Origin of the sequence: Enhydrobacter sp. (genome assembly GCF_030246845.1) — a bacterium.
GTDB lineage: Bacteria > Pseudomonadota > Alphaproteobacteria > Reyranellales > Reyranellaceae > Reyranella.
In genome coordinates this window covers 4588020-4607626 of record NZ_CP126889.1, presented here as the reverse complement: position 1 = coordinate 4607626, position 19607 = coordinate 4588020, and the positions used below count along the sequence as shown (strand labels likewise).

Sequence of the window (19607 nt, the reverse complement as noted above, 5' to 3'; positions counted from 1 at the left end):
CTCGCCTGCCACCGTCCGGACGGTGTCCAATGAAGTTCGGCGTCTTCGACCATATGGACCGGGCCGGCGAGGATGTCGGCCGGCAGTTCGAGGAACGCCTTCGCCTGATCGAACTCTACGAGAAGAGCGGCTTTCACGCCTACCACATCGCCGAGCATCACGCGACGCCGCTCGGCATGGCGCCCTCGCCCAGCGTCTTCCTGGCGGCCGTGGCGCAGCGGACGAAAACGCTGCGCTTCGGGCCGCTGGTCTATACCGTGAACCTCTATCACCCGCTGCGGCTGATCGACGAGATCTGCATGCTCGATCAATTGAGCGGCGGCCGGCTGGAACTCGGCGTCGGCCGCGGCATCTCGCCGTACGAGGTCGGCTATTACGGCATCGACCCGGCGACCGGCCCCGAGCGGTTCGCCGAGGCACTCGAGGTCGTCCTCAAGGGGCTCGCGCAGCAGCGACTGACCTACAAGGGCAAGTATTTCGCCTTCGAGGACGTGCCGATCGAGATGCGGCCGGTGCAGAAGCCGCACCCGCCGCTCTGGTATGGCGCCAACTCTCTGGAAAGCGCCGACCGTCTCGCCCGGCAGGGCTGCAACACCGTGGTCGGCATGAGGGCCGACGGGGTCGGGCAGTTCGCGTCGCGCTTCCGCGCCGCCTGGAAGGCGCTGGGCCGCCGTGACGAGGGCCTGCCTTTCATCGGCCTCAGTCGTCACGTCGTGGTCGGCGACACCGACCGCGAGGCGCAGAGCGCGGCCAGGCGCGCCTTCGGCCTCTGGTACGACGCGCTGATCCATCTGTGGCGGGCGCATGGCGTGGGCCTGCCGCGGCAGCTCATCCCGGCCGAGTTCGAGGAGGCGCTGGCGGGCGGCTACATCATCGCTGGCGCGCCTTCCACGGTGCGCGAACGGATGCGGCGCGACAACGACGTCGCCGGCATCAACTACTGCCTCTGCCGTCTGGCGTTCGGCGATCTGTCGCTCGAGGAATCGACCCGCTCCGTCGAGCTCTTTGCCCGCGAGGTCATGCCGGCTCTGTAGTCGCGGCGTCGAGACACGGCAAAGCCGGCGATGGAGACCACCGCCGGCTTCGTCGAGAGGCTCCGGCTACGCCGCCCGGGGAGAAACAGCGACGTACCGGGTCGACCCCCCTCGATAGATCTTCAGCAGCACGGGCTTCTTCGACTCCTTCGCCTCCTTGAGCTTGCTGGCCGCGGCCTTCGGGCTGTCGACCGAGTCGTGACCGACCTGCTGAATGATGTCGCCCGGCCGCAATCCCTTGTCGTCCGCCGGGCTGCCGGGCTCGACGCCGGCAATCAAGGCGCCGGAGACCGAGTCCTTGAGGCCGAGTTCCTGGCGAACCTCCGGCGTGATCGGCGCCAGCGAGAAGCCGAACGACAGCGGCTCGGCCTTCGACCCGTTGTGATTGTCGCCTTCATCGGCCTTCGCCTGCTGGTGCGAGGAATAGTCGCCGAGCTTCGCCTCGACGGTCATGTTCTTGCCGTCGCGCACCAGGCCGATCTTGACCGTCGATCCCGGCTGCTGCGCGGCGATCACGCGGGTCAAGTCGCGGACGTCCTCGATCTTCTTGTCGTCGACGCTCTTGATGACGTCGCCGGACTCGATGCCGGCCTTGCGCGCCGCACTCTTCGGCTCGACCTGCGCGACCAGCGCGCCATGGGTCGAACCGAGCGACATGCTTTCGGCGATCTCGGACGTCACCGGCTGGATCTCGACGCCGAGCAGGCCGCGCTCGACCCGTCCGTGCTCGCGGAGCTGGGTCACCACCGGCTTGGCGATGCTGGACGGGATGGCGAAGCCCAAGCCGACGCTGCCGCCGGTGGGTGAGAAGATCGCCGTGTTGATGCCGATCACCTCGCCGTCCATGTCGAACAGCGGACCGCCCGAATTGCCGCGGTTGATGGCGGCGTCGGTCTGGATGTAGTCGTCGAACGGGCCCGAGTGGATGTCGCGGCCGCGCGCCGACACGATGCCGGATGTCACCGTGCCGCCCAGCCCGAACGGATTGCCGACCGCCATCACCGGCTGCCCGACGCGCACCTTGCTCGAGTCGCCGAACTCGACGTAGGGCAGCGGCTTGTCGGCCTTGATCTTCAGCACCGCGATATCGGTCTTCTGGTCGGCGCCCAGAAGCTTGGCCGGATACTTGGTGCCGTCCGTCATCGTCACCGTGATCGAATCGGCCTGGCCGGCGACGTGGTAGTTGGTCACGATCACGCCGGACGGATCGATGATGAAGCCGGTGCCGAGCGCCTGCTCCTTGGGCATCGGCCGGACCTTCATCGGTCCCTGGCCGAAGCGTTCGGCGAACTGGCGCATGAACTCTTCCATCTGCTGCTGCGCCGAGCGATCCGACATCTGCATCGCGCCGCCGCTGTCGGCCTTCATCGTCACCTGGATGTTGACGACGGCCGGCGTCACCTTGGCGGCGAGATCGGAAAGGTCGCGCGGCGTGGCCTCGCCCGCCAGCGCCGGCGGCGCGGTCAGGATCGGCAGGATCGCGGCCGGTGCCGTCAGCGCTGTGGTCAGCGCCAAGGCGGCAAGGATGGACTTGGTCTTGGACATCGAGAAACCTCCTCGTCTGGCTCGCAACGAATATAGGAAGGCGGTGGTGGCGCCGGCGTGTCCGCAACATTGAAAGTTTGTATAGTTCGGCGCGATTGCACGACGGCCGAAAGCGAGAAGAATGGTTCCGTGACGAAAGGGCCGCCGTGAAAATCCTCCTGATCGAAGACGACAAGCAGACGGCCGACTACATCGCCAAGGGCCTGCGCCAGCACGGGCATGTGGTCGATCAGGTCGACAATGGCCGCGACGGTCTCTACATGGCGACCGGCGATCCCTATGACGTGATGGTCGTCGACCGCAATCTGCCCAAGCTGGACGGCCTGTCGATGGTCAAGGCGGCGCGCGAGGCGGGCACCCGCACGCCCGCCCTGTTCCTGACGACCATGGGCGGCGTCGACGATCGCGTCGCCGGCCTCGAGGCCGGCGCCGACGACTATCTCGTGAAGCCGTTCGCCTTCGCCGAGCTGCTGGCGCGCATCGCCGCTCTCGCCCGCCGTCCGCCGCTCGTGGCGCAGACGAAGCTGCAGGTCGGCGGTCTCGAGATCGACCTTCTGGCGCGGGCGGTGACGCGCGACGGCCGGCGGATCGAGCTGCTGGCGCAGGAGTTCAAGATCCTGGAGTATCTGATGCGGCATGCCGGCGAGATCGTTACCCGCACCATGCTTCTGGAGAAGGTCTGGGACTTCCATTTCGACCCCAAGACCAACATCGTGGAAACGCACATCAGCCGTCTGCGTTCCAAGATCGACAGAGGCTTCGACAAGCCCTTGCTCCATACGGTGAGAGGGGCAGGCTATGTCATCCGCGCCGCCGACTAGAACCTTCCGCAGGATCCTGCGCTCGGCGAGCTTTCGCCTCGCCCTGATCTACGCGGCGCTGTTCGTGGTGTCGGCATGCGTGCTGTTCGCGACCGTGTTCGTCACGGCGACGGCGGCCATGCAGAGCGACATGCAGGCGGTCCTGCGCACCGAGGCCTTCCAGCTCGCCGAGATCCACCGCCGGCTCGGCCTCATCGGGCTCGCCGAGCAGATCACGCGACGCATGAACTTCCGCACCCGTGGGCCGATCTACTATCTGCTGCAGGCGCCGAACCGCCAGGTCGTGGTCGGCAACCTGCCCGGCATGCCTCCCGTCGAGGGCGTGATCGATTTCCGGCACGATCCCAACAGCGAGGAGCCCGACGCCGAGCGCGGCCGGCTCATCGGCTTCGGTCTCATCCTGCCCGACGGCTCCTTCCTGCTCGTGGCGCAGGATGCAAGCCGGCTGATCGACATGCAGAGCGCGATCGTGCGCGCCTTCATCTGGGCGGGCGGCCTCACCCTGATCCTCGCGGTCGGCGGCGGACTGCTGCTCGGCAGGAACTTCCTGCGCCGCATCGACTCGATCGGCCGGACCACGCGGGCCATCATGGAAGGCGATCTCGGCGCGCGCATTCCCGCGCGCGGCACCAATGACGAGATCGACCAGCTCGTGGCCAGTCTCAATGCCATGCTGGACCGCATCCAGGGCCTCATGGAGGGATTGCGGCAGGTCACCGGCGACATCGCCCACGATCTGCGCACGCCGCTGGGACGGCTGCGCCAGCGGCTGGAGGACGCCCGCGAGCATGCCACCAGCACAGTCGAGTATGCCGCCGCGACAGAGGCCGCCATCGCCGAGGCGGACACGCTGCTCGAGACCTTCTCGGCGCTGCTGCGCATCGCCCAGATCGAGGCCGGGGCCCAGAAGAGCGCCTTCTCCGAGCTCGATCTCTCCGAGCTCCTGCGCAGCATCGGCGATGCCTATCTGCCGGCGGCGGAGGATGCCCAGCACACGCTGACGCTCGCGATCGACGATGGCATCCGCTTCACCGGCGATCGTCAGCTTCTCGCCCAGATGGTCTCGAACCTGATCGAGAACGCGCTCAATCATACGTCGGCGGGCAGCACTGTCCGCCTCGTCCTCGCTCGCCGCGCCACGGCGGGCTTCGACGTCGAGGTCACCGACAACGGCCCCGGCATCCCGGAAGCCGAGCATGCCCGCGTGTTCGACCGCTTTTGCCGGCTCGATCGCAGCCGCACCACGGCGGGCAGCGGCCTCGGCCTCGCGCTGGTCAAGGCGATCGCCAGCTTGCACGGCCTCACGATTCGGCTGGGCGACGCCAGGCCCGGCCTGCGCGTCACGATCTCGTCCTGAGCGTTTCGCCGCGCGACGAGTCGGGGGCCGATGCCTTGCGGGGGCGATTGTCGCCGCGTTCGGTTGAGGCGACACTGTCGGAACATGGAAACGCTTTTCGCCTATGTCGGTTGTTATACCACGCCCGAACGCAAGGGCCGCGGCAACGGCATCAACGTCTACAAGGTCGACCGGCGAGACGGCACCTTCCACCATGTCCAGCGCATGGGCGGCCTCGAAAATCCATCGTTCCTCGCGGTCGATCGGAAGGGCCGGCATCTCTATTCGGTGCACGGCGATCGCAGCGAGGCCACGTCCTTCGCCATAGAGCCGGGCACCGGCCGTCTCCGTCTGCTGAACCGTCAGTCGACGGGTGGCTACAATCCCATCCACCTGGCATTCGACAGGACCGGGCGCTTTCTGGTGGTCGCCAACTACGGCACCGACTCGACGGCCGTGCTGCCGATCCGGCAGGACGGCACAATCGAACCCTATTCGACGCTCACGACCGTGACCGGCACGATCGGGCCGCACCGGACCGAGCAGAAGAACATCCGGCCGCACCACAATCCGCTGGACCGGTCGGGCCGCCGATTCTTCCTGCCCTGCAAGGGCGGCGATGCCGTCGTCGCCTATCGCCTCGACGGCAGGCGCGGCGTGCTGGTCGAGACCGGCCGCGTCGCCACCCGTCCCGGCGCCGGCCCGCGTCACATCGACTTCCACCCGCGGCGTCCCTTCGCCTACGTCGTCAACGAGCTCGACTCGACCATCACGACGTATCGCCAGGCCGGCGCCAGGCTCACGCCGCTGCAGGTCGTACGCTCGACGCCGACCGACTTCACCGGCTACAGCACGGGCGCGGAGATCGCCGTCGATCGCGGCGGCCGCACGGTCTACGTCTCCAACCGCGGGCACGACAGCATCGGCGTGTTCGCGATCGACCGGACGGCGGGAACGCTGACGCCCAGGCAGTGGGTGCCGACCAAAGGCACCGTGCCGCGCTTTTTCGCGCTCGATCCGACCGAGCGGTTCCTGTATGTCGCCAACCAGGGCAGCCACACGATCGTCGGCTATCGCGTGGGCCGCGACGGCAACCTGTCACCGACCTCGATCAAGGTGAATGTCGGCAGCCCGGCGTGCATCGTCTTCAGTGGTGGAGAAACGAGATGAGTGACAAGAGTTACGGCTTCGAGACCCTGTCGGTACATGCCGGCGCCGCGCCCGATCCGGCCACCGGCGCACGGGCCCAGCCGATCTACCAGAGCACGGCCTATGTGTTCGAGGACGCCGATCATGCCGCGGCGCTCTTCAACCTGCAGACCGTCGGTTTCATCTATTCGCGGCTCACCAATCCCACCAACTCAGCGCTCGAGACGCGGCTCGCCACGCTCGAAGGCGGCCGGGGCTGCACCGTGACATCGAGCGGCCATGCCGCCCAGGTGCTCGCCCTCTTCCCCTTGATGCGGCCGGGCAACGATGTCGTCGCATCGTCGCGCCTTTACGGCGGCTCGATCCAGCAGATGCGCAACACCTATCCCAAGTTCGGTTGGACGGCGCATATCGTCGACGCCGACCAGCCCGACAATTTCAAGCGCGCTGTCACGGAAAAGACGCAGGCCTTCTTCATCGAGAGCCTTGCCAATCCCGGCGGCGTCATCAGCGATATCGAGGCGATCGCGCGCATCGCCGAGTCCGTCGGCGTGCCGCTGATCGTCGACAACACGCTGGCTACGCCGTGGCTCTGCAAGCCGATCGACCACGGAGCGACGCTGGTGCTGCATTCGACGACGAAATTCCTGAGCGGAAACGGCACGTCGATGGGCGGCGCGGTGATCGATTCGGGCAGGTTCGACTGGGCCAAAAGCGGCAAGTTTCCGAGCCTCGCCGGTCCGGAACCGGCCTATCACGGTCTCAACTTTTTCGAGACGTTCGGCGACATGGCCTACACCTTCCACAGCCACGCCGTCGGCCTGCGCGATCTCGGGCCGGCGCAGGCGCCGTTCAATTCCTGGCTCACCATGCTCGGCGTCGAGACCCTCGGCCTGCGCATGGAGCGCCATTGCAGCAACGCGCTCGAGGTCGCCCGACATCTCGAGAAACATCCGGCCGTGGCGTGGGTCAACTACGCCGGCCTGCCGTCGAACAAGTACCATGCGCTGGCGAAGAAATACCTGCCGCGCGGCGCGGGATCCGTGTTCACCTTCGGCGTCAAGGGAGGCTACGAAGTGGGCGTGAAGGTCGTCGACAGCGTCGAGCTGTTCTCGCATGTCGCCAATATCGGCGACGCCAAGAGCCTGATCATCCATCCCGCGTCGACGACGCACCGCCAGCTTTCCGACGAGCAGCGGGACGCCGCCGGCGCCGGCGCCGACGTGATCCGCCTGTCGATCGGCATCGAGACGGTGAACGACATCATTGCCGATCTCGATCAGGCCCTGGCCAAAGCCGCCGCATAGACGACGATCGAAAGGCAGTCCCATGCTGAGCCAGGCCGACAACGAATTCTTGACACGCAGCGGGCTGGGCACGCCGATGGGCGACCTGCTGCGCCGCTTCTGGATGCCGGCCCTGCTCTGCGAGGAGCTGCCCGAGCGCGACGGGCCGCCCCGGAAGATCAAGCTGCTGGGCGAGGATCTGCTGGCCTTCCGCGACAGCGAGGGCCGCGTCGGCATCGTCGAGCCGCACTGCCCGCACCGCGGTGCCAACCTCTTCTTCGGTCGCAACGAGGAATGCGGCCTGCGCTGCGCCTATCACGGCTGGAAGTTCGACGTCGAGGGCCGCTGCGTCGACCTGCCGACCTCGCCGCCGGAATCGTCCTACAAGGAGACGATCCGGCTGCTGGCCTATCCCACCCGCGAATGGGCCGACATGATCTGGGTCTATATGGGGCCCCGCGAGCACATGCCCGAGCTGCCCCGGCTCGAGGTCGGCCTCGTGCCGGCGGGACATCGCTACGTCTCCAAGAAATGGCAGGACTGCAACTGGGTGCAGAGCGTCGAAGGTGCGCTCGACACATCGCATTTCTCGTTCCTGCACATAACGCTGGCCAGGGACGGTGCCGCCGCACGAGCCGCCATGGCGAAGGCCGCCATCGCCGATCAGAACAAGCCCGACGACCGCATCCGCTGGGTGCAGAACGATCCACGGCCGAAGTTCACTGTCCTGGGCCACGATGCAGGGCTGGTGATCGGCGGCGCCCGCAGGACCGATGGTCCCGACCTCTACTGGCGTATCTCCCAGTTCCTCATGCCCAATCATGCCTACACGCCCACCGCGTTTCCGGGCGAGATCAACTACGGCCAGGCCTGGGTGCCGGTCGACGACAGCTCGTGCTGGATCTACACCTACTCTTGGCATCCCGACCGGGCGTTCACCAATGCCGAACGGGCCAGGTTCGACGGCGGCTTCAACGTCCATGCCGAGGTGGACGAGCGCTACGTCCCCTTGCGCAACCTGCGCAACGACTACCTGATCGATCGCGACGTCCAGAAGACGCAGACCTTCACCGGCATCGTCGGTGTTTCCGAGCAGGACGCAGCGATCCAGGACAGCCAGGGTCCGATCCAGGACCGGACGAAAGAACATCTCGGTCCGACCGATCTCGGCATCGTCGAGTTCCGCAAGTTGCTGATGGGTGCGGCACGCGCGCTGGGCGATGGCAAGGAGGCGCGGGCCGCGAAATCGGCGAGCCGCTACGCCGTTCGCTCGGGCGGCTGGGTTGCCGCGCCGCAGAAGGATCTGGCGGCGGTGATGACCGAACGTTTCGGCCATCCGCACGGCTATGTCGGCAAGCAGTACGGCCTCGGCGAATAGCCGTTAGACCCGCGGACACGACTGCACTATCGTTCAATCCGGGAAGCGTTGGGAGAACTTCGTGACGATCAAGATTTACGGACCTGCGGCCTCGCGTGCGGCACGAACCTTGTGGATCGTGCATGAACTCGGCATTCCGTTCGAGCATGTCGCGATGGAGATGAAAGACCTGAAAGGGCCGGAGTACCTGAAGATCAACCCCAACGGCAAGGTACCGACCATGGTCGACGGCGACTTCAAGCTGTTCGAATCGATGGCGATCAACCTCTACCTCGCGGCGAAGTACGGCAAGGACGGCTTCTTCCCCGCGTCGCTCGAGGACCAGGCGCTCTGCTACCAATGGAGCTTCTGGGGCATGACCGAGGTCGAGAAGTCGTTGCTCACCATTCTCATCGACATGTTCATGACCGCACCCGACAAGCGCAAGCCCGAGGCCGTGGCCGAGGCGCAGAAGGCCCTGCCCAAGCCGTTCAGCGTGCTGAACGGCGCGCTGCAGGGACGGGACTATCTGCTGGGCTCGAACTTCACGGTCGCCGACCTCAACCTCGCCTCGATCTGCAGTTGGGCGAAGCCCATCAAGTTCGACTTTGGGCCTTTCCCGAATGTCGGCGGCTGGCTGGATCGTTGTCTCGGCCGCCCGGCCTACAAAGCGGCGCGGGCGACGAAGTAGGTGCTCCTCGATCACCCGGGGCGAGCCCGCTTGCGGCGGCGCGGCCATTCGCGCTAAAGCCCCTCTGCCGCGGCACGCGGCATCGGTCGGGGCGTAGCGCAGTCTGGTAGCGCATCAGTCTGGGGGACTGGGGGTCGTCGGTTCAAATCCGGCCGCCCCGACCACTCTTCGACAGCGTGGCGCAGGCGCACCGGCGATGGCGGTTCGCAGGGCTACGACGCCGTGGCGACCCGCCGTCCGGCCTCGGTCAGTTTGCAGACCAGCCAGTCCGGCTTCAACGGGTTGTTGAACCACGGCTCAGCCCAGCCTCGGGCCATACAGTGGCGCACGAGAGCGCCGTCGATCTCCTGCCCGTCGAGGTCGAACAACGGCAGCTTGCCGCCCGGCTGATCGAGCGCGCGCCGCAGGTACATAAGTTCGCGTAAAGGTGGAGCTTCGCCCTCCAACTCGTTGTCATTCATTGGAAATTTATTGAATCCATGCGCGCCCGCGCGCATCTGGTCGCGATCTGCCAACACGGCGGCGTCCCCCTTTTGACGTTGCCGCAATCAAGCCCCTCGCTCGGCAGCATACGCGACTTGGGGAGAAAACCAACGGAAAGTCAGTCGCTTATCGGCATTTCCTGAAATGCCCGCACGATCTGGTGGGCGACGGCTTCCCACCGCCCACATTTGGGCCTTACCGCTCCTTGACGCTGTCTAGTTCTGCGACTTGAGCGTGCTGCGCAACTGCGTCAGCGCCTGCTCGAGATCCTCGAGAACGGACTCGATCTCGCGGCGCTTGTGCAGGTCGAGCGTGGCGGCGCGCGGCGTCGCCGTCGAAGGTTGCGGCCCCGTGCGCGGCATCGGTCGGGCGGTCCCGGCCATGGCCTCGGCTCGCGCCGAAACGATGCGCAGGCTCTCTAGGGCGCTTTCCGCCGCCACGTCGAGGCGCTGCTGTGGCAGGCGCCCCCGGCCCTCCTTGAGCAGCCGCTGGACGCCCTTGATGGTGTAGCCATCCTCGTACAGCAGCGACCGGATGCGGCGGAGGAGATCGATATCCTCCGGCCGGTAATAGCGGCGGCCGCCGCCCCGTTTGAGCGGGCGCACCTGGCTGAACTTGCTTTCCCAGAACCGCAGCACGTGCTGCGGCACATCGAGCTCAGTCGCCACCTCGCTAATCGTGCGAAATGCCTGAGCCGACTTTTCCACCCGTCTTTCAACGGTCTGAACTGACACGGCCATGTCCTATCCCCACAGTTACCCCACAGGCCCCTTGCTGGTTTCGTCGGGCGTCCCGTTGATCATCGACTTCAGAACGTTCGACGCGCGGAAGACAAGGACACGCCGCGGCAGGATCGGAACCTCCTGCCCCGTCTTGGGATTTCGGCCGATACGCTGACCCTTGTCACGAACCGTGAAACTCCCGAACGACGAGATCTTCACTGATTCGCCACGCGCCAGCGCTTCCACGACTTCGGCGAGTATCGTCTCGACGAGGTCGCTGGATTCATTGCGAGACAGGCCCACCTCTTGGAAAACTGACTCGCTGAGATCGGCGCGTGTGATGGTCCGGCCTTCCATCCGGCTGTACCCTTCCTTCCCCCCGTTAATCCTTACTCTAAGGTCGGAAAGCGGTCAATATCAGCAGGATAGGCGATGTCATTGAATCGCCGCGAAGTTCATTGCGCTGTTCCTGTTTCGTTTTGGTCCTCGCCTTGCGGGCGAGGGTCACCAGCGAACCAAGGAGGCTCCCCAAGCGAGACCGCCGCCGATACCCTCCAGCAGCACGAGATCACCCCTCTTGATGCGTCCATCCTTGACCGCGGTATCGAGAGCCAACGGGATGGAGGCGGCGGAAGTGTTGGCATGCTTGTCGACGGTCACCACCACCTGGTCGGGCGAAAGGCCGAGCTTGCGGCCGGTGCCGTCGATGATGCGCTTGTTGGCCTGGTGCGGCACGAGCCAGTCGATGTCCGTCGGCGTGAGGCCCGCTTTCTCCAGCACTTCGGCCACGACCGCCGCCATGTTTATGACGGCATGCTTGAAGACCTCCTTGCCTTCCATGCGCAGAAGGCCGGTCGTGCGCGTCGAGGACGGACCGCCGTCGACATAGAGGATGTCGTGCTGCCGGCCGTCGGAGTGCAATGCATTGGCGAGCACGCCGCGATCGGCGGCACTGCCCGTTCCTTGCTCGGCCTTCAGAACCAGCGCGCCGGCGCCGTCGCCGAACAGCACGCACGTGCCGCGGTCGGTCCAGTCGAGGATGCGCGAGAAGGTCTCCGCGCCGATCACCAGCGCTGTCGAGGCGAGACCGTTCTTGAGCATGCTGTCGGCGACCGACACGCCGTAGACGAAGCCCGCACAGACCGCCTGCACGTCGAACGCAGCGCCGCGGGTCATGCCGAGGGCCGATTGCACACGCGTGGCCGTCGCCGGAAAGGTCTCGTCCGGCGTTGCCGTCGCGAGCACGATCAGATCGAGGTCGGACGGCGCGATGCCGGCATGGGCCAATGCACGCTCGGAGGCCTTCAGCGCGAGATGCGAGGTGAACTCTCCCTCCGCCGCGATGTGGCGCTGGCGGATGCCGGTGCGCTGGCGGATCCACTCGTCCGAAGTATCGACTTTCTTGGCCAGCTCGTCGTTGGTGACGACCTTCTCGGGCAGGTACGCGCCGCACCCTTGAACCACTGAACGAATCACTCGGCGCCTCCGCTCGCCTGCAGCGCCTCGGTCGGGGATTCGGTTGCCGACGTGATCTGCCGCAGTTTCGCCAACCCTTCGATCAGCTTGGTCTTGTATTCGTAACGCACCAGGTCGTTGGCCACGCCGATGGCATAGGCGAAACCCAGGCCGTCGGTGCCACCGTGGCTCTTGACGCAAACCCCGTCGAGACCGAGGAAGACGCCGCCGTTGTAGCGCCGGGGATCGACTCTCTTGCGCAGCTTCATCCAGGCGCCCGACGCGAACAGGTAGCCGAGTCTGGCGAATGTCGACGTCCGGAAGGCGTCGCGCACGAAGCCGGTGTAGAGCTTGGCAGTGCCCTCGATCGCTTTCAGCGCGACATTTCCGGTGAAGCCGTCGGTCACGACCACGTCCACGACCCCCGTGCCGATGTCGTTGCCTTCGACGAAGCCGTGGAAGTGGACCGGCGAGCCGTCGCGTCTCAGCCAGCTCGCCGCCTGACGCACCTCGTCATGACCCTTGAGTTCCTCCGAGCCCACGTTCAGGAGCCCGAGCTTCGGCGTATCGAGGCCCAGCAGCACCTGCGCGAAGACGCTGCCCATGACCGAGAATTCGGCCAGGTTCTCCGCATCGCACTCGACATTGGCGCCGAGGTCCAGCATCACCACCTCGCCGCGGCTGGTCGGCAGGAACGAGGCGAGTGCCGGACGGTGGGCTCCTTCCACCATGCGCATCGCGAACATGGAGATTGCCAGCAATGCTCCCGTGTTTCCCGCCGACACCACGCTGTCGGCGCGGCCTTCGGCGGCGGCCTGGACGGCGAGCCACATGCTCGACTTGCGGCGACGCCGAAGTGCGAAGGACGGCTTGTCGTCGGCGCTGACGGCATCCTCCGCCGGCACGATCTCGAGAACCTTCGCCAGTCCTTTGCGCCGGTCGACCAGCGGCTTCAGCCGCGCGGGATCGCCGAACAGAAGGAACGTCGTGCCGGGATGGCGCTCGCGCGCGATATCCGCGCCCTCCACCACGACGTCGGGCGCCCGATCTCCTCCCATTCCGTCGAGTGCCAGAACAACCTTGGCCGCGCTCATCGCGCCGCTCCGCCTGTCGACCGCCTGCCCATCGTCGGCCGCGCGTGGCGACCTACTTCTCCGCCGACGCGCTGTCGGCCAGGACCGGCATGTCCTCGCGGTAGTAGCCGCAATGCGAGCACAACATATGCGGCCGCTTCAGCTCACCGCAATTCTTGCACTCGACATAGGCCATCGACGGCAGGGCGTGATGGGCCCGCCGCATGTTGCGACGTGATTTGGAAACCTTCTTCTTGGGAACGGCCATGACAATCTCCAGACCAGAGCGGCGGCGGCGCCAGCCCTTAAAAACGCCGAGGCCGCGCTCCATAGGCGCGGCGGGCCGACTTCTCTAGCCAAATCGTTACGACGCCGCAACAATTTACCGGCCGCGGCGCGGTTTGTCTCGCAGGGCCGCGAGGCCGGCGAAAGGATGTCGCTTCTGCTCGGCCCGGCTGGGCCGTCCGCCGTGTCGGGACCGGGGCAGCACGTCCTCGAGCTTGGCGCCGGCCCGCCGGGGATAGGGGTCTGCCGCCAGTGAAAGCTGCTCGGCGACGATTTCGCCGACATCGAGCAGATTCCCGGTCAGCGGCTCGGGAGCGTCCGTCTGGGCGCTGAGCACTGCCTCTCCGCTTTCCGGATCGCGCTCCTCCGCCAGGCCCTGCTTGAAGACGATGCGGAACGTCTCGTCGAGATCCTGGGTGACCGGGTCGAGGGTCAGGATGCAGGCTTGCACGATCTTGCCGCGCAATCGTCCTTCGACCACGATCTGGCCTCCTGGCCGTCGATCGACGGTGGCGCGGGCCGAGAAGGCGGGTAGCCCGAGGAAACCGAAGCGCCGCACCAGCGCCGCTCGCTCGCCGTCGCTCGCGACAATGTCGAGCGCCGTCCCCGCCGGTCCCATGCGATCCAGGTCGACGACCCTTTCCAGTTCCGATTTCACTTTCCTGTCAGATTGTTGAGGCATTTTCTTAATTCTACTTCACGAGATCGTTGCGCGCCGTCGAAGCGAGCCGGTCGACTTCCCGGCGGACATAGGCTTCCAACCGGATGACGAGAGCAGCATCGTCCGGCGGCCTACCGCCATAGGCGTTGCGGCGCAAGACCTCGGCAAGCGGCGTCGGCCCGCCGGCCAGCGCCTCCCGATAGGCCAGCGCCCGGCCATGAAGACCCTCGGCCATGATCTTGATGCGCCGTCCGACGCCCAGGTCCTGCACGCCGATCTCGCGCAACGTGAGGTCGAGATGGCGAAACATGGTATCGAAGAACGCTTGCGCCAGGGCCTGCCCATCCGGCTCACGGCGCAAGCGGTCGATCGTCAAGGCGGCGTGCAAGGCCAGCGCATCGAACCGGCCGTCGAGCGTATCGGGAATGCCGCACGCCTCGAACAGCTCAGGGGCGCGCGCGCGCTCGGCGGTGACACGATAGACCGCGGCGGCATAGTCCGCGTCGGGATTCTTGCGGCGAAACACACACTTCTCCCTCGTCGCGACGGCCGTCGGTTGACCCGGGGCCTTCGCCACGACATTTTGTGCATCCTCTTTCTCCGGAACCCAAGAATACGTCCATGCGTCGCACCGTCCCGATCCTGCTTGCCGCCGTCGCTCTTGGCTCCCTCGCCTCGGGGGGTTGCGCCAACACCGTCGCGCAACGCGGCTTCGCGCCGACGCCCGGCTCGGTCGACAAGCTCGAGATCGGCACGCAAAGCCGCGACGACGTGGTCCGGTTGATCGGATCGCCCTCGGCGGTGTCCACCTTCAAGCCCAACGTCTGGTACTACATCAGCCAGAAGCAGGAGAGCTGGGCGTTCCTGAAGCCCGAAATCGTCGACCAGCACGTGATGCAGCTCACCTTCAACGAATCGGGGCGCCTGGACGCGATCAAGAAGTACGACCTCAACGACGCCGAGAATATCACCATGGTCTCGCGCATCACGCCGACGGCCGGCAAGGAGCTCACCATCCTGGAGCAGATCCTGGGCAATGTCGGCCGCTTCTCGACGCCCAAGCAGTCCAACCCGGGCGCGCCAACCAGCGGCGGCGGCATCTGACGAAAAAGCCCCGGTCCTTCGACCGGGGCTTTCCCGTTTCCTTCCTTGCGCCTGGCTCAGTGCGCCAGCACGGCGAGCAGCAGCAAGGCCACGATGTTGGTGATCTTGATCATGGGGTTCACCGCCGGCCCTGCGGTGTCCTTGTACGGATCGCCAACCGTATCGCCGGTCACGGCAGCCTTGTGGGCTTCCGAGCCCTTGCCGCCGAAGTGACCCTCCTCGATGTACTTCTTGGCATTGTCCCAGGCGCCGCCGCCCGCCGTCATGGAGATGGCGACGAAGATGCCGGTGGCGATCACGCCCAGGAGCATGGCGCCGACGGCCGCGAACGCATCCGAACGGCCCGAGATCGCGCTGATCACCAGGAACACCACGATCGGCGAGAGAACGGGCAGCAGCGACGGGATCATCATCTCCTTGATCGCGGCGCGGGTCAGCATGTCGACGGCGCGCCCGTAGTCGGGCCGGTCGGTGCCCTTCATGATGCCGGGCTTCTCCTTGAACTGCCGACGCACCTCCTCGACCACGGACTGGGCGGCACGGCCGACGGCCAGCATCGACATACCGCCGAACAGATACGGCAGCAGGCCACCGATAAGCAGGCCGACGACGACGTACGGGTTCTTGAGCGAGAACTCGACGGCTGTGGTGCCGAGCTTGCCCTGGCTCATGAAGTAGTCGAGGTCGGAGGTGTAGGCCGCGAACAGTACCAGCGCGCCGAGGCCTGCCGAGGCGATGGCATAGCCCTTGGTGACCGCCTTGGTGGTGTTGCCGACGGCGTCGAGCGCATCGGTGTTCTTGCGCACCTCCTTCGGCAGTCCCGACATCTCGGCAATGCCCCCGGCATTGTCCGTGACGGGCCCGTAGGCATCGAGCGCCACCACCATGCCCGCCAGCGCCAGCATGGCGGTGGTCGCGACCGCAATGCCGAAGAGACCGGCCAGCACGTAGCAGATCACGATGCCCGCGCAGATCAGCAGGGCGGGCAGTGCGGTCGCCTCCATGGACATCGCGAGACCGGCGATGACGTTGGTGCCGTGGCCGGTGACCGACGCCTGCGCCACCGCCTTCACGGGGCGATAGTCGGTACCCGTGTAGTATTCCGTGATCCAGACGATCAGGCCGGTGATCGCGAGGCCGACCAGCGAGCACCAGAAGAGCGACATGCCCGTGAACGACCGGTCGCCGACCTTGAGCACCGTGTCCATGCCCACGATCTGGCTGGTGACGAACCACATCGCCGGAATCGACAGCACCGCGGCGACGATCACTCCCTTGTACATCGCCCACATGATCTTCGCGTCGTCCCCCAGCTTGACGAAGAACGTGCCGATGATCGAGGTGATGATGCAGGCGGCCCCGATCGCCAGGGGATAGACCATCAGCTTCGTGACCAGTGCCGGATCCGCGGCGAAGAAGATCGACGCCAGCACCATGGTGGCGACCGTCGTCACGGCATAGGTCTCGAACAGGTCGGCTGCCATGCCGGCGCAATCGCCGACATTGTCGCCCACGTTGTCGGCGATCGTGGCCGGGTTGCGCGGGTCATCCTCGGGGATGCCGGCCTCCACCTTGCCCACCATGTCGCCGCCCACGTCGGCGCCCTTGGTGAAGATGCCGCCGCCCAGACGGGCGAAGATCGAGATCAGCGAAGCGCCGAAGCCCAGGGCGACAAGCGCATCGACCATCTCGCGGCTGCCCGGTGCAATGCCGGCATTGCTGAGCAGCGAATAGTAGCCGGAGACGCCCAGCAGCGCGAGGCCGGCCACCAGCATGCCGGTGATGGCGCCCGACTTGAAGGCGAGGTCGAGCCCCTGCCCCAGGCTCTTCTGGGCCGCCACGGCGGTGCGCACATTGGCACGCACCGAGACGTTCATGCCGATGAAGCCCGTGGCGCCCGACAGCACGGCGCCGATCAGGAAGCCGCCCGCGGCCAGCTTTCCGAGCAGCAGGAACAGGAGAATGAGCACGACGACGCCCACGATGGCGATGGTCCTGTACTGGCGGCGCAGATACGCGGCGGCGCCCTCCTGGACCGCTTGCGCGATCTCTTGCATGCGCGGCGTGCCGGCATCGGCGGCCATGACCCGCGATGCGGTGACGACGCCGTAGAGCACGGCGATCAGGCCGCACGCGATGACGGCCCAAAGAACGGAAGACATGTATGCAACCTATTGTTTTTTCGGCATTTTCCTGCTTGTTGCCGCCCGAAGCGAAGGTCTCTCCCCCGGGGCGAGGCGCTGGAAAATGACAGAACCCCTCCGGCCGCGCAACCATGCGCCGAAGGGGAAAATCCCCTTCACCTCAAGGGCTTGGCCTCACGCCGGGGCGCGGTGGCGCAAGCGGAACAGGCCGATGACGACCAGGGCGGCACAGACCAGGGCGAAGGCGAAGTAGTTCAGTACCTCCCAGCCCTTGAGCTCGAGCACGACGCTCGCCATGAGGCTCGCCGTCGTGGTGGTGCCGAACACCATGAAGTCGTTGAAGGCTTGCGCCTTGCCGCGCTCCGCCGGCCGATAGGTCGTGGTCAGCAGCGTCGTGGCGCCCACGAAGAGGAAATTCCAGCCCACGCCGTTCAGGCTGAGCGCGCTGCGGAAATGCCAGGCAGTGGTCCCGACCAGGGCGACGGCGACGCCGGCGATCAGCAGGGCGGCACCCGCCAGCATCACGTTGAAGATGCCGAAGCGGGCCACGAGATGGCCGGTGAAGAAGGCCGGGATGAACATCCCCATTACATGCGCGAAGATCGTGACCGGGGCTTCGGTCTTGTCGAGGCCGCACTGGACGATGGCGATCGGCGAGGCCGCCATGACGAACGACATCACGCCGAAGGCGATCATCGCGCCGGCCACGGCCACCATGTAGGCCGGCTGGGTCACGATCTCGAGCAGCGGCCGCTGCGGCCCCGTGCTGTCTTCGGCCTTTATCGCAGGGAATCCGATGAAGCCGAGGACCACGAACACGATCGCATGGACCACGACCACGGCGACGAAGCTCGCCTGGAAGGTTGGCAGCCAGAGGTCGGGCGTCCAGCGCGCCAGCGTCGGCCCGATGATGCCGGCCACGACGCCACCCGCCGTCACATACGAGATCGCCTGCGCGCGGAAATGCAGCGGCGCCAGCTCGACGGCGGCGAAACGGTAGAGCTGCATGTTGGCGATGGCGAAACCGAGCAGCAGGCCGCCCAGGCACATCACCACGAAGCTGCCGATGCCCAGCCCGACGGCCGCGCAGGAAGCGCCCGCCATTCCGGCCAGAGAGCCGGTGCGAAAGCCGAAGCATCGGCCGCGCCGCATCATCAGCATCGAGGCCGGAAACACCGAAAGCATGACACCCAGATGCTGCATCGTGATCGGCAGATTGGCGAAGACGCGCATGTCGGGCGGCACGATCGTCAGCACGGCGAGCGCCGAGGACGCGAACATCAGCGTGTTGCTGCTTTGGGTGAGCGCCTGGCAGATCGCCAGCAGGGCGATGTTGCGCACCGATTGGCGCGAGAGGCGACCGGTTTCGATCGCCTGCGCCCCCTGGATCTTCGTCAGGCCGTCCATTCGATGCGCACCTTAGTCGGCATCGCCGAGCAATCCCAAGCGAATAGGCGTCCTTCCTGGTGGTCGGCGCGCAGGGCAGCCATTCGCTCAGAAGTGGACATAGCCCATTCGAGGTGGCCGCGTTCTCCGGCCCGCGACGGTGAGGCGCACACCCTCGCCGGCTGTGAAAACACCGATCGGGCTCACCTTGACGCCCGCTGCCCGGGCCGCCGCCAGGAGCGCCGCGCGGCGACGGGGCGGCACAGCCATCACCAGCTCGTAGTCGTCGCCTCCGCCCAGCACGGCGGCCCAGAGCGACGGGTCGCTCGCGACGACACGGCGCGCCTCGCGTGACAGGGGCACGCGCTCGCGTTCGACGACCAGCCCGAGCCTTGAAGCTTCGGCGATATGGCCGGCATCGGCCAGCAGCCCATCGGAAACGTCGGCTGTCGCATGGACAATGCCGACCAGACGCCGCCCCAGCACGGTGCGCGGCTGAGGGAGGCGATACCGCTTCTCGAGAGCGAGGCTCCTCAGCCGGTGACGGGCCGCCAGAAGACCGAGCGCCGCGTCGCCGATCGTGCCGCTGACCCAGAGCTCGTCGCCTGCCCTCGCCCCGGCGCGGCTCAGGCCCCGGCCGCGCGGCACGCGGCCGAAGGCGGTGACGGTGATGGTGAGCGGACCGGGCGTCGCCACCGTGTCGCCGCCGCAAAGCGTGATGCCGTAGCGGCGCTGGTCCGCCTGCAGGCCGCGGACGAATGCTGCGATCCAGCGCTCCGTCCAGCGAGGCGGCAGAGCAAGCGACAGTTGGTAGGCATAGGGCGTCGCGCCGCCGGCGGCGAGATCGGAAAGACAGACGCGCACCGCCTTGGCGGCGATCCGCTCCGGCCGCTCGCCGGGCAGGAAGTGCACGCCGGCGACGATCGTGTCGGTCTTGACCACGAGATCGTGCCGTGCGTCCGCCGGCAAGAAGGCATTGTCGCTCTTGAGATCCCCGGCGCCCATGAAGTCGCGGGCCAAGGGAGCGAAATAGCGCGCGATCAGCTCGAACTGACCGGGCCGGCGGCCGGCCATG

At 66.5% G+C, this 19607-nt stretch carries 20 protein-coding genes and 1 tRNA gene; 9 read left to right on the top strand and 12 right to left on the bottom strand.

Annotated features, from left to right (window positions below; translation table 11 throughout):
- The first annotated feature begins 29 nt into the window (after positions 1-29).
- On the top strand, positions 30-1034 hold the full coding sequence (locus OJF58_RS22985) for an LLM class flavin-dependent oxidoreductase (RefSeq protein ID WP_300780173.1): 1005 nt from the start codon (positions 30-32) through the stop codon (positions 1032-1034).
- 66 nt (positions 1035-1100) lie between these two features.
- Here OJF58_RS22985 and OJF58_RS22980 read toward each other — a convergent pair whose 3' ends face one another.
- Positions 1101-2579, bottom strand: coding sequence for a DegQ family serine endoprotease (locus tag OJF58_RS22980; RefSeq protein WP_300780171.1), 1479 nt, complete (start codon positions 2577-2579; stop codon positions 1101-1103).
- A gap of 146 nt (positions 2580-2725) precedes the next feature.
- On the opposite strand from OJF58_RS22980, the gene OJF58_RS22975 reads away from it, so the two are divergent.
- The 7 genes from OJF58_RS22975 (at position 2726) to OJF58_RS22945 (ending at position 9383) form a co-directional block, all read left to right on the top strand.
- Positions 2726-3400, top strand: a complete 675-nt coding sequence (locus OJF58_RS22975) for a winged helix-turn-helix domain-containing protein (protein WP_300780169.1) — start codon at positions 2726-2728, stop codon at positions 3398-3400.
- A complete protein-coding gene (locus OJF58_RS22970; RefSeq protein ID WP_300780168.1) occupies positions 3378-4757 on the top strand; it encodes a HAMP domain-containing sensor histidine kinase in 1380 nt (459 codons plus the stop codon). Before OJF58_RS22975 ends, OJF58_RS22970 begins: the two co-directional genes overlap by 23 nt.
- Before the next feature lie 84 nt (positions 4758-4841).
- A complete protein-coding gene (locus OJF58_RS22965) occupies positions 4842-5906 on the top strand; it encodes a lactonase family protein (protein ID WP_300780166.1) in 1065 nt (354 codons plus the stop codon).
- The gene (locus tag OJF58_RS22960; RefSeq protein WP_300780165.1) at positions 5903-7192 is read left to right on the top strand and encodes an O-acetylhomoserine aminocarboxypropyltransferase; all 1290 of its coding nucleotides are present in this window, start codon (positions 5903-5905) and stop codon (positions 7190-7192) included. The genes OJF58_RS22965 and OJF58_RS22960 overlap by 4 nt, the downstream gene beginning before the upstream one ends.
- 22 nt (positions 7193-7214) lie before the next feature.
- On the top strand, positions 7215-8549 hold the full coding sequence (locus OJF58_RS22955) for a Rieske 2Fe-2S domain-containing protein (protein WP_300780164.1): 1335 nt from the start codon (positions 7215-7217) through the stop codon (positions 8547-8549).
- Positions 8550-8610: 61 nt separating this feature from the next.
- Positions 8611-9219, top strand: coding sequence for a glutathione S-transferase family protein (locus OJF58_RS22950; protein ID WP_300780162.1), 609 nt, complete (start codon positions 8611-8613; stop codon positions 9217-9219).
- Between the two features lie 87 nt (positions 9220-9306).
- Positions 9307-9383, top strand: a tRNA-Pro gene (locus OJF58_RS22945).
- Positions 9384-9431: 48 nt separating this feature from the next.
- Here the strand turns inward: OJF58_RS22945 and OJF58_RS22940 are convergent.
- From OJF58_RS22940 to OJF58_RS22905, 8 genes are all read right to left on the bottom strand, one after another.
- Positions 9432-9737 (bottom strand): hypothetical protein, encoded by a 306-nt coding sequence (locus OJF58_RS22940; protein ID WP_300780160.1) that lies wholly within the window; start codon positions 9735-9737, stop codon positions 9432-9434.
- Positions 9738-9917: 180 nt separating this feature from the next.
- Positions 9918-10409, bottom strand: coding sequence for a MerR family transcriptional regulator (locus tag OJF58_RS22935; RefSeq protein WP_300785377.1), 492 nt, complete (start codon positions 10407-10409; stop codon positions 9918-9920).
- A 48-nt stretch (positions 10410-10457) separates the two neighbouring features.
- Positions 10458-10781 carry an integration host factor subunit alpha gene (locus tag OJF58_RS22930; RefSeq protein WP_300780159.1) on the bottom strand — a complete coding sequence of 108 codons (324 nt, stop codon included), beginning with the start codon at positions 10779-10781 and terminating at the stop codon, positions 10458-10460.
- Between the two features lie 147 nt (positions 10782-10928).
- Positions 10929-11897, bottom strand: a complete 969-nt coding sequence (locus tag OJF58_RS22925; protein ID WP_300785374.1) for a beta-ketoacyl-ACP synthase III — start codon at positions 11895-11897, stop codon at positions 10929-10931.
- Positions 11897-12973: a phosphate acyltransferase PlsX gene (gene plsX / locus OJF58_RS22920; protein WP_300780157.1), complete on the bottom strand. Its 1077-nt coding sequence runs from the start codon at positions 12971-12973 to the stop codon at positions 11897-11899. Before plsX ends, OJF58_RS22925 begins: the two co-directional genes overlap by 1 nt.
- 52 nt (positions 12974-13025) lie before the next feature.
- The gene (rpmF, locus tag OJF58_RS22915) at positions 13026-13220 is read right to left on the bottom strand and encodes a 50S ribosomal protein L32 (RefSeq protein WP_300780155.1); all 195 of its coding nucleotides are present in this window, start codon (positions 13218-13220) and stop codon (positions 13026-13028) included.
- Positions 13221-13334: 114 nt separating this feature from the next.
- On the bottom strand, positions 13335-13895 hold the full coding sequence (locus tag OJF58_RS22910) for a DUF177 domain-containing protein (RefSeq protein WP_300780154.1): 561 nt from the start codon (positions 13893-13895) through the stop codon (positions 13335-13337).
- Between the two features lie 34 nt (positions 13896-13929).
- Positions 13930-14424: a ubiquinol-cytochrome C chaperone family protein gene (locus OJF58_RS22905; protein ID WP_300780153.1), complete on the bottom strand. Its 495-nt coding sequence runs from the start codon at positions 14422-14424 to the stop codon at positions 13930-13932.
- A 95-nt stretch (positions 14425-14519) separates the two neighbouring features.
- Between OJF58_RS22905 and OJF58_RS22900 the strand changes: the two genes are divergently transcribed.
- Positions 14520-15002, top strand: a complete 483-nt coding sequence (locus tag OJF58_RS22900; RefSeq protein ID WP_300780151.1) for an outer membrane protein assembly factor BamE — start codon at positions 14520-14522, stop codon at positions 15000-15002.
- A 56-nt stretch (positions 15003-15058) separates the two neighbouring features.
- Here the strand turns inward: OJF58_RS22900 and OJF58_RS22895 are convergent, their stop codons facing one another.
- The 3 genes from OJF58_RS22895 to thiL form a co-directional block, all read right to left on the bottom strand.
- Entirely contained in the window at positions 15059-17164 is a 2106-nt protein-coding gene (locus OJF58_RS22895; RefSeq protein WP_300780150.1) for a sodium-translocating pyrophosphatase, read from the bottom strand.
- 156 nt (positions 17165-17320) lie between these two features.
- Complete coding sequence (locus OJF58_RS22890; RefSeq protein ID WP_300780148.1) at positions 17321-18553, bottom strand: MFS transporter; 1233 nt, start codon at positions 18551-18553, stop codon at positions 17321-17323.
- Between the two features lie 87 nt (positions 18554-18640).
- On the bottom strand, positions 18641-19606 hold the full coding sequence (thiL, locus tag OJF58_RS22885; protein WP_300780147.1) for a thiamine-phosphate kinase: 966 nt from the start codon (positions 19604-19606) through the stop codon (positions 18641-18643).
- Position 19607 lies beyond the last annotated feature (1 nt).